The organism is Gammaproteobacteria bacterium (assembly GCA_013003425.1).
GTDB lineage: Bacteria > Pseudomonadota > Gammaproteobacteria > Steroidobacterales > JABDKV01 > JABDJB01.
On sequence record JABDJB010000024.1, the window covers coordinates 1 to 4676 of the forward strand.

General features: G+C 56.5%; 3 protein-coding genes. All 3 read left to right on the top strand.

The genetic code is table 11. The annotated features are described in order from the left end of the window. The coding region (locus HKN06_04135; protein NNF60502.1) for a hypothetical protein at positions 1-2838 on the top strand (2838 nt) is incomplete at its 5' end. 136 nt (positions 2839-2974) lie between these two features. Next, positions 2975-3325, top strand: a complete 351-nt coding sequence (locus tag HKN06_04140; protein NNF60503.1) for a TraR/DksA family transcriptional regulator — start codon at positions 2975-2977, stop codon at positions 3323-3325. Between the two features lie 100 nt (positions 3326-3425). Further along, a complete protein-coding gene (locus tag HKN06_04145; GenBank protein ID NNF60504.1) occupies positions 3426-4388 on the top strand; it encodes a PrsW family intramembrane metalloprotease in 963 nt (320 codons plus the stop codon). The last annotated feature ends 288 nt before the right edge of the window (positions 4389-4676 follow it).

The window sequence follows — 4676 nt, forward strand, 5'->3', positions numbered from 1 at the left end:
CTTGTCTACGCCAGTCCCTTCCAGGATCACCTGGTACCGCACATCGTGCGGAATTATCACAACTCGCTGCGTTTTCACAAGCAGGCTTTTGGCTGGACGCCGTCCGAGCGCACCACGATCGTACTCACTGACCTTTCTGATTATGGCAACGCCGGCGCGGTGGGTTCGCCATACAACGGCGTTACGGTGTATATCGCACCATCGAGTCGAACGCTCGAAACACTGCCCGGCAGTGAGATGATCTTCATGCTGATGAATCACGAGATGGCGCATGTTGCGCACATTGATGTCGGCGATGAAAAAGACAAGGGCTGGCGCAGGTTTTTTGGCGGCAAGCCACGGCAAACGGACGAGCACCCTGAGTCGATTCTCTACAACTTCCTGACCGTGCCGCGTATGGCATCGCCCCGCTGGTACTTCGAAGGCGCAGCCGTGTTCATGGAAACATGGATGGCTGGCGGTGTTGGCCGCGCGCAGGGCGCCTATGACGAAATGGTGTTTCGCGCGATGGTGCGGGACGATGCCCGCTTTTACAGCGCGCTGGGAATCGTCTCTGAGGGCGTTGCGGTGGATTTCCAGACCGGCAGCAATGCCTATCTCTACGGTACCCGCTTCATCAGTTACCTGTCGCTCGCCTTTTCCCCGGAACAGGTGCTGGAGTGGTTGAGTCGCAACGAAGGAAGCGAGCGTTATTACTCCGAGAATTTTATTGCCGTGTTCGGCAAGCCACTCGATGATGCCTGGGACGACTGGATCGCCTGGGAAAACGAATGGCAACAGGAAAATCTGCAGGCCGTACGCCAGTTCCCGCTAACCCGGAAAACCTCTCTCACCGACCGCACTCTTGGGTCGATCTCGCGTTCGTATTTCGACCCGGAGCGCAACGAGATGATCGGGGCATTTCGCTATCCCGGTGTGCTGGCGCATGTCGGCGTGTTGTCGCTTGATGATGGCAGCGTGCGGCGTGTAACCGATATCAAGGGCCCGATGAAATACCGCGTCACGTCCACTGCCTGGGATCCGGCGAGCCGCAACCTGTTTTTCACTACCGACAATCTCTCCTATCGTGACCTGGTCGCCGTCAATATCGATACCGGCAAGAAGGAGCTCCTGATCAAGGACGGGCGTATAGGCGATATCGTTGTTAATCCGGCTGACAAGTCGATCTGGGGCCTGCGGCACCTGAATGGTTTCGTATCGCTGGTGCGGATACCACCACCGTATACCGAGTGGAACCTGGTTTACGCGTGGCCTTATGGATCTGTTGCCTATGAGATGGACATATCACCAGACGGTAAGCTGCTGTCGGCATCGCTGGGCGAAATCAATGGCCAGCAGAAGTTTCATGTTTACGAAATCGAGCAGCTGCAGCAGGACAATGCCGAGCCGATGCTCGAGTTTGATTTCGGCATCGCTGTGCCAGAAGGATTTGTGTTCTCACCGGACGGCCGCTATCTGTATGGCAGCTCCTTTTACACTGGCGTGTCAAACATTTTTCGCTACGAAATTGCCACTGGTGATCTCGAGGCAGTCAGCAATGCAGAGACAGGCTTTTTCCGCCCGATTCCGCTTGACGACGGTTCACTGATTGTATTCGAGTACACCGGCACCGGTTTCCAGCCCCAGCGCATAGACCCAATACCGCTGGAAGATGTCAGCGCGATACGCTTCCTCGGTAACGAGGTTGCCACCAAACACCCCGTGGTGCGTGACTGGAATGTGGTTCGCGGGCTCCGTGATATGGATGCTGACGAGTTGATAACGAACCGCGGCAAATACCGGCCCGGCCGCGAGCTCAAATACGATTCGGGCTTTCCTGTCATCGAGGGCTACAAGGATTCCGAGGGTATCGGTTATCACTGGCAGTTTCGTGATCCGGTGCAGCTACACAACCTCGAAGTTACTGCTTCCTATACGCCTGACAGCGATCTTCGGTCCAGTGAAAAACTGCATTTCAATGCACAGTACAGCTGGCTCAACACCTACTTGCGCTACTGGCACAACGACGCCGATTTCTACGACCTGTTCGGCCCAACAAAGCGCAGCCGCAAGGGCGATGCATTCATAGCCGGCTACAAGAAAACGCTCCTGTACGATGAGCCGCGCGAGCTGAAGTTTTCCTCACAGCTGGCTTACTACACCGGTCTTGATACCCTGCCGAATAACCAGAACGTGCAGACGTTTTCATTTGACGAAATCCTCTCGCTCGACCTGGGTCTGCACTTCAGCGACCATCGCAGCTCACTGGGCGCGGTCGACCATGAGAAAGGCTGGAACTGGAATCTTGATGTTTCCGTTGACGATTCCGAGTTCGACACCTTTGTGAAGCCTCACGCCGGACTCGACTTTGGTTTTGCATTACCGTGGAAGCATTCGTCAATATGGTTTTACAACTCGGTTGGCAGTGCGAACGGAAATCGGGCTGACCCGCTGTCCCGTCACTACTTCGGTGGTTTTGGCAATAACTATGTCGATGACGGCGCGGTGAAGCGCTATCGCGAGTACTACAGCATGCCAGGCTTCGAGCTTGATGAGCTGAGCGGCCAGCGATTCGTAAAATCCCTGGTCGAGTGGAACCTGCCGCCGCTACGTTTCCGCGAAGCCGGAAAGCCGAGCTTTTTCCTCAGCCACCTGCGTCCGGCGATATTTTTCGGCGCGTTGCAGACTGATCCTGGCAAAAGCTTTGAGCGCACCGTGACCACGGCCGGTATCCAGTTCGACCTGAAGTTTACGTTGGCGCACCGGCTGCCGATGTCGCTATCCCTGGGCTACGCGGCCGGATTCGAGGACGGTAACGAGCACGACAACGAGTGGCTGTTGTCTTTAAAAATCCTTTAGCCACGCAACGCTCTCATCGATGCCTGTATCGACCGTTCATCAGGGTCAACCGCGCTCAATGGATAAACGCCAGGCCGGTGAGGATTCATCAGGCGATCGGGCGAGGCACAAGCCTGCGGCGGTATACTGAACGGTAATGGAGCTGGATCTGGAAAAGTGCCGTCAGCAGTTGCTGGCGCTACAGGCCGAACTGCGTGATGTCGCAGAAACCGGCGATGCGGCAACGGCAACCGTTGAGTTGGACCAGACCCGGGTTGGCCGCCTGTCACGCATGGACGCCATGCAGGCCCAGGCAATGTCGCTGGAGGCGCGTCGCCGCCGCGAAGATACACTACGGCGGGTAGCCGCAGCACTACGTCGTCTGGATGGCGGAGACTATGGCTACTGTGCCGGGTGCGACGAACCTGTTGATCCGCGACGGCTGGAATTCGATCCCGCAGCCACTCACTGCATCAGCTGTGCCACCGCGATGGACGGGAGCTCCTGACCCTGTTGCGCATCATCATCAATAGCTTGCTGCAGGCTGTGCCGGGATAAGCGCTATCGTCGAGCAATTCATCAAAGCTCCTGTTGGCCTGCTGCCGGTCGTGCTTTTCCTGTTTGTACTGCGTTACCTGGACAGCTACAAGCTGGTGAGCTTCCGGATGGTCCTGTGGGTTATTGCAGCCGGCAGCCTGACCACTGTCGCTGCCTACTTCGTCAACGGCTTTTTGCTCGATGCTCTGACGCTGGATCTGAAAACCTTCAGCCGCTATGTCGCACCGGTGACTGAAGAGCTGCTGAAAGCCAGCATTATTATTTACCTGTTTCGATCACACCGCATCGGTTTCCTGGTAGACAGCGCTATCATGGGCTTCGCCGTCGGCGCCGGTTTCGCCGTTGCCGAGAACATTTTCTACCTGTACACGGCTGGAGACGCCCATATAGGCGTCTGGATCGTGCGCGGCTTCGGTACCGCAGTAATGCATGGTGGTGTTACGGCAATTTTCGGCATCCTGTCGCAGACGCTCACTGAGCGCAGCATGAAGATTAACCCGGCGTACTACCTGCCCGGACTGGCAGCCGCGATGATGCTGCATTCCATGTTCAATCATTTTGTATTGCCGCCAATGATGATCACGCTGGTGCAGCTTGCGGTGTTACCGCCATTGCTGTTTATGGTTTTCCAGCGCAGCGCGGCGCACATGCATGACTGGCTGCACCTGGATTTCGATGCCGATGCGCTGCTGCTGGAACAGATCAACTCCGGTAACTTTGCCGACGGAAAGATCGGCAGTTTTCTGACTGACCTCAGGGAAAAATTCGAGGGGCCGGTGGTCGTTGACATGTTGTGCTACCTGCGGCTCTACACTGAGCTGGCACTGCGCGCCAAAGGGTTACTGCTGATGCGTGAAAATGGTCTGGACACGCCAGTGGGCGAGCGCACCCGGGCGAAGTTCGTCGAAATGGAATACCTGGAGAAGAGCATCGGCACCACGGGTGTTCTGGCGATGAAACCCTTTCTCCATATGACCCGTAAGGACCTCTGGCAGCTCTACGTGCTTGAGTGACGGGGGTCGGGCCATCGATTCGCGTGCTACCAGGGCTGCAGATCCCTTAACCCCCTGATTTTCAGCGCTTTGAACCGCGAATACCGGGTCAAAAGAGGGTTCAGGCCACCAGTCAACCAACCTTTCCGCCGCTGCGGTGTATTAAGTCGGGGATATGACAGGTGATATTGCAATGCCAGACCAGAATCCGGGAACACGCTTCGCGCGGGCGGGGCGAAATGTGACGAGGTTAATGATCCTCGTGACCCTGGTTATTTTTTGCGTAACCGCGCTCGTGCCGTCCTGAGA

What these genes read in the sequence shown, in the direction of transcription:
- HKN06_04140 (NNF60503.1), top strand. Translation starts at nt 2,975, where the DNA reads ATGGAGCTGGATCTGGAAAAGTGCCGTCAGCAGTTGCTGGCGCTACAG.